The organism is uncultured Paenalcaligenes sp. (assembly GCF_947630565.1).
GTDB lineage: Bacteria > Pseudomonadota > Gammaproteobacteria > Burkholderiales > Burkholderiaceae_B > Paenalcaligenes > Paenalcaligenes faecalis.
Window position 1 is genome coordinate 1 of sequence record NZ_CANRIC010000076.1, and the last position, 5,265, is coordinate 5,265.

Consider the following 5,265-nt stretch of genomic DNA (forward strand, 5'->3'; position numbering starts at 1 on the left):
TTGATTATGGTACCTATCAGGTCTATGTCACTTACGAAGGGCAACACTGCATCAATCCATTCATATCAAACAACAAGGCCATCAGCTCAGTTTTATTTGGCCTGAAGCCCAATCAAATCCTTCTCATTAAGGTACATATATGGCTCAATTTGCTGTCATCGGTCTAGGGCGATTTGGCTCTGCGGCTTCGTTAGAGCTAATGAAGATGGGTCACTCTGTACTGGGTATAGACAACAACAGTAAAGTCGTTGATAAATACGCTGACCACCTTACCCGCGCAGTGATTGCTGACGTCACTGACAAAGCGGCTGTGGATGAGCTGGGCTTAGATAATTATGATGTGGTTCTCATTGCAATTGGCGACGATATCCAAGCCTCTTTAGTCTGTGTGGTGCATCTAAAAGCCGTTGGCGCTAGCAAAATCTGGGTCAAAGCCATCTCGCACGCTCAGCACCTGATCCTAAGCAAACTAGGTGTAGACCGCATTATTCACCCCGAAGAAGAAATGGGCATTCGGGTGGCACAGATGTTGAGCTATCCCATGGTCAATGACTATATTTCATTAGGTAATGGGGAGTTCGTGGTTGAGATCACAGCCAGCGAACGTCTGGATGACATCAGTATTGGTGATGTACTACATACTAATAATGATGTGGTTGAGGTCTTATTGATCAAACGTAAAACTCAGATTTTAGTGCGCCCTGCCGACGACTTTATCTTGCAAGCCAAAGATATTTTAGTGCTATTTGGCCCCTTGAGCGTGCTGCGTACCATTGCGCCAAAGCTTATCTAACCCGCTATGTTACGTATCTGGCCTTTTCGATTACTACGCAAACAAGGCAGCCTTCCTACAACACATTTACCTGCAAGCCCACCTATTGTCTTAGCCATGGGCTTTTTAGGATTAATTATCCTAGGCACGGTGCTTTTGAAAATGCCGTTTGCAACACGTAGCCCTATTAGTTGGTTTGAGGCTTTTTTTACCGCCACCTCTGCGGTCACCGTCACAGGCCTCACCGTGATCGAACCTGCTACGGTACTAAGCATTCCGGGACAGGTCTTAATTACGATTCTGGTACAAATTGGCGGCCTAGGTTTTGTTACCTTTGCCGTATTAGCAGCCATTACGTTAGGCAAGCGTATTAGCCTACAACAACAAGCTCTGGCTCTAGAGGCCTTTAACCAAACCAGCGTGTCTCGGATTCGCCAGACGGCTTTTTCTGTATTGAAAATCGCCTTTACCATACAAGGCATCACCATGCTGTGGCTAACCTTTTGGTGGGGCCAGCGCATGGAGCTTAAGCAAGCCGCCTATCAAGCCTATTTTCATGTCACGATGGCATTTAATAATGCAGGGATGGCTTTATATGAAAATAGCCTGATCGGTTTAACCCATGACCCTCTCAGCATCTTTACGCTTTCTCTGATGATTATTTTAGGTGGCTTAGGCTTTCCCGTCATCATGAATCTATTACGCAAAAAAAGGTGGTCGCTCCTATCGGCCTATAGCAAAATTATTCTTCTAGGTACTTTAGCGCTTAACGTATTAGGCTTTTTAGCAATCTGGACCTTTGAACATAAAAATGCGGGGACGATTGGTCATTTGCCTTGGTTTGAGCAAGCCACAGCCTCTTGGCTGCAAATTATCTCTAGCCGTACCTCTGGCTTTGTAGCCATGGATGCAGCAAATATGAAAGACAGCTCCACCCTACTCATCATGGTGTATATGTTTATCGGGGGTGGATCACTCAGTACAGCCAGTGGTATTAAACTAGGCACATTTATTGTTTTACTGGCTGCGGTCGTATCCTACTTGCGCCATCGCGAAGAAGTCGTTCTCATGCATCGTACCGTATCACCAGAGACCGTACAAAAATCCTTATCCTTAGTCTTAATTACCTTTGGGCTCTTTTTCTTTGGGCTCTTGTTTATCACTATTTTTGATAATCTGCCCTTTAGAAGCGTCATGTTCGAGGTGATGTCTGCCATCACGACAACAGGCATGAGCTTTGGTATTACGGGTGAACTCTCCTTGCCGAGTCAATGCATGCTCACTCTTTTGATGTTTGCCGGACGATTAGGACCTCTTACCTTAGTCTATAGTCTGGCCACTCGTCGTCGCAGCCGCATCCGCTATCCAGAGGGTCACTTTCAAGTCGGTTAACGATATTGATTTCAGACTGAACTTTAGTAGCCAACAAAAACCCAAAAAACAGACAGCTGATCCGTTTTTTGGGTTTTTTGATGCATCATAAGAACTCGCTATGAATGACTACCTTTAGTTAACTAAGGTGTAGCTTTTCACTTCAATCTCTGTGTCACTGACAATTCCTTTATCTACCTCGCCGATAATCTCCACCTCGACGGGAGGATTAATAGGCGTTTTAGCGGTTAGGTCATCATCAATATCGAGCTGAATTTCACCACTACCATCTGTGAAAATAAACTTTTCCTTTGAGATTTGTTTCGTAATTTGTCCACGCAGTGATACGCGTTGATCATCTTTAGTTTCTTGAAGAATCTGCGCAACGGATGTGGCCACAGGCTGCATTTGCTCGTGTGGAGTAGTATCCGCCAATGCTGCGCCACTAACGCCCGCCAAAGTAATCACTGCAGCAGCTACTGTTGTTTTTACATTTATATTTAACATAAACACCTCCGTTATCATTCAAAAACCCAGCGCTTAATTCGTCATTTGTCATAACAACTAAGCGCAAGGCACAGTTTCATCATAACGACTTCAACGGATTCGTAAAGTCAGTTTTCTATCAAAAAGTAAACCATAAAAATAAGCCAAAGAAAATAACAGTTTAAAATCAATAGCTTAAAAAATTAAATGCAAAGCAAACCTGTTACATATCCGCACAACCCTATCACTTCGGTTACTTAGCCGTTTTACGGTATGATTATCACAAGACAAATAACCCCTACCACACCATGAATGCATATATTTTTGATACTGAAACCACTGGCTCCCAGCAACCTGATATCATCGAGGCCGCCTGGTTACAGGTTGATGACCCCAATACATTGCAGGTTATCAGCCAGTTTGAACAACGTTATAAACCCCGTCACCCAAACACCTTAGGTGCTCTTGCTGTGCATCATATTTATGATGAAGAGCTAGAAAACTGTCCACCCTGTACAGAGTTTTCATTTCCAGCTGATGCGCAGTATATGATTGGCCATAATATTGACTACGACTGGAATATGGCAGGTCAACCCGAGGTAAAACGCATTTGTACCTTAGCCCTTAGCCGTCGTGTTCTGCCTAAACTAGATAGCCACAGTCAATCAGCACTGATGTATTATTTTTTTCGGCCTCATGCTAGAGAGCGCTTAAAAACAGCACACTCGGCCCTTGCTGACGTACAGAACTGTATGTATATACTCAGAGAGTTAATCGCCTTGCTCCCTACCCCTATCACTAGCTGGGAACAATTATGGGAGCAGTCCGAAATCGCACGCCTGCCCCTGGTGATGCCCTTTGGCAAACACAAGGGGGTCGCTATTACTGATTTACCCGTTGACTATCAGGAATGGGTGCTGCGACAAGACAGCATGGACCCCTACATCAAATTAGCCATTCAAAAACAAAAAGCCGCCAATCACCCAGCGATTTAAAAATAGCGGCCAATAAAGTGAATAACTAAACCAACGGCACCCCCTACAACGGTGCCGTTAATGCGAATATATTGCAAGTCTTTACCAATGGCATGCTCTAGCTGGTAAACCAACTCGTTGTCCTCCCACGCATTCACGCGGTCGGTAATATATCTTGCTATGCGTACACGATAGGTTTCTATCAAACGTGGGGCAATTTGTTTTAACTTCTCATCTAATAAGTGCTGCATGCCTGCATCTTTTAAAATGTGCTGTGCCATTTGACGCACGGCTTGCGTCATTTTTTTACGTAATAGAGAATGATTGGCATGCAAATCCTGCTCTAGCCAATCCACCAACTGGCCCCATAGCCCTTGCACATAGTCTTTTAACTCTGGATTTTCCAGAATTTGCTGTTGAATATCCGCCATTTTTGCAGTAAATGCTGGGTCCCTTTGTAGCCGTGTAATCATCGTCTGAACATAAGCATGAAAGCGATAACGTAACTCATGATGGGGATCATCTGCGATGGCGGCTACCTCCTTAGCAATCATATTGACAATTTTTTCTGTACCCCAATCCCCTAAATAATGACTTAGTTTTTTAATATGTACGGTACGTTTGAGCTCTAATGCGATTTTTTCAGCAATAACAGCTTGTACCTCAGGCGTTTGCACAAGATGGCTAATCTTTTGTAAAACCACATTTAACAGCTCTTGATGGCGTTGATCCTGCGTCAATAGCTGCAACACTTGGCCACCGAATTGAGCCATATTTATTTTTTTCAGCTGATCAAGTGTGGTTTGTTGAATAAACTGCTGAGCGCGTACATCGCGTAGCGCCGTTAAACTATGCTGCGCCACTATGGTTGTATAGCTAGCGATCAACTCAGCATTTTTCCTGCGGGCCAACCAGCGCATAACCTGACGAGGCAATTGCATTTGATCTATTTTTTGCATGACCTGATCGGTAGACAAAAAATGCTCGCAAATAAAATCGCCTAAATTATCAGCAATACGCGCTTTACTGCGTGGAATAATAGCGGTGTGAGGAAAAGGCAGCCCCAGCGGATGCCTAAACAGCGCAGTCACAGCAAACCAATCCGCCAACGCCCCCACCATTGCGGCCTCTGCAAATGCAATCAGATAGCCCCAATATACCTCACCATCGTTCAACCACTTTGCCACCACAAACAACACAAAAGCCGCCACCAACAAAGAGGTGGCTAAGTATTTGCTTTTTGCTAATGCCGTCTGTGGCCAACCCCGCACATTACACCTCTTGTAGCGCTTTAGAATGAATAAAAGCGGTTTTTAAATTACCCTCGCAATCAAACCAGGCACACTCTACCCGACCATGCGTTAAGCCAAGCTGAGTCACTGTCATCGAAGGACCACCACTTTTTAGCTTTACCACATCACCTATTTGAAACATTTTTTATTTTCCTATATAATTGCGCTTTAATTACAGCGTGGCAACTATGCCAAGTGTTGATTTTAAAGCAAATGCCGACAAAAAGTACCTTTTACCTGCATTTGACAAAATTTAATTCAACATGCTATAGTTACATCTTTCGGGGCGTAGCGCAGCCTGGTAGCGCACTTGCATGGGGTGCAAGGGGTCGAGTGTTCGAATCACTCCGTCCCGACCAAAATTACCCTA

At 44.3% G+C, this 5,265-nt stretch carries 6 protein-coding genes and 1 tRNA gene; 4 read left to right on the top strand and 3 right to left on the bottom strand.

Annotated features, from left to right (window positions below; translation table 11 throughout):
• Positions 1-139: 139 nt before the first annotated feature.
• The gene (locus Q0Z62_RS10440) at positions 140-793 is read left to right on the top strand and encodes a TrkA family potassium uptake protein (protein WP_298054289.1); all 654 of its coding nucleotides are present in this window, start codon (positions 140-142) and stop codon (positions 791-793) included.
• 6 nt (positions 794-799) lie between these two features.
• Positions 800-2,164 (top strand): TrkH family potassium uptake protein, encoded by a 1,365-nt coding sequence (locus tag Q0Z62_RS10445; protein WP_298054294.1) that lies wholly within the window; start codon positions 800-802, stop codon positions 2,162-2,164.
• A 114-nt stretch (positions 2,165-2,278) separates the two neighbouring features.
• On the opposite strand, the gene Q0Z62_RS10450 is transcribed toward Q0Z62_RS10445, so the two are convergent.
• Positions 2,279-2,650 (bottom strand): NirD/YgiW/YdeI family stress tolerance protein, encoded by a 372-nt coding sequence (locus tag Q0Z62_RS10450; protein WP_298054300.1) that lies wholly within the window; start codon positions 2,648-2,650, stop codon positions 2,279-2,281.
• 287 nt (positions 2,651-2,937) lie between these two features.
• Between Q0Z62_RS10450 and Q0Z62_RS10455 the strand changes: the two genes are divergently transcribed.
• Positions 2,938-3,624 (top strand): DUF3820 family protein, encoded by a 687-nt coding sequence (locus Q0Z62_RS10455; protein ID WP_298054304.1) that lies wholly within the window; start codon positions 2,938-2,940, stop codon positions 3,622-3,624.
• Here the strand turns inward: Q0Z62_RS10455 and Q0Z62_RS10460 are convergent.
• Entirely contained in the window at positions 3,621-4,874 is a 1,254-nt protein-coding gene (locus Q0Z62_RS10460) for a DUF445 domain-containing protein (RefSeq protein WP_298054307.1), read from the bottom strand. The genes Q0Z62_RS10455 and Q0Z62_RS10460 overlap by 4 nt on opposite strands.
• A 1-nt stretch (position 4,875) precedes the next feature.
• Positions 4,876-5,037 (bottom strand): DUF2158 domain-containing protein, encoded by a 162-nt coding sequence (locus Q0Z62_RS10465; protein ID WP_269899854.1) that lies wholly within the window; start codon positions 5,035-5,037, stop codon positions 4,876-4,878.
• Positions 5,038-5,177: 140 nt separating this feature from the next.
• On the opposite strand from Q0Z62_RS10465, the gene Q0Z62_RS10470 reads away from it, so the two are divergent.
• A tRNA-Pro gene (locus Q0Z62_RS10470) sits at positions 5,178-5,254 on the top strand.
• Positions 5,255-5,265: the final 11 nt, after the last annotated feature.

Excerpts from the sequence above, each read along its gene's own strand:
- Q0Z62_RS10450 (WP_298054300.1), bottom strand. The coding sequence starts at position 2,650 with ATGTTAAATATAAATGTAAAAACAACAGTAGCTGCTGCAGTGATTACT.
- Q0Z62_RS10440 (WP_298054289.1), top strand. The coding sequence starts at position 140 with ATGGCTCAATTTGCTGTCATCGGTCTAGGGCGATTTGGCTCTGCGGCT.
- Q0Z62_RS10445 (WP_298054294.1), top strand. The coding sequence starts at position 800 with ATGTTACGTATCTGGCCTTTTCGATTACTACGCAAACAAGGCAGCCTT.
- Q0Z62_RS10455 (WP_298054304.1), top strand. The coding sequence starts at position 2,938 with ATGAATGCATATATTTTTGATACTGAAACCACTGGCTCCCAGCAACCT.
- Q0Z62_RS10465 (WP_269899854.1), bottom strand. The coding sequence starts at position 5,037 with ATGTTTCAAATAGGTGATGTGGTAAAGCTAAAAAGTGGTGGTCCTTCG.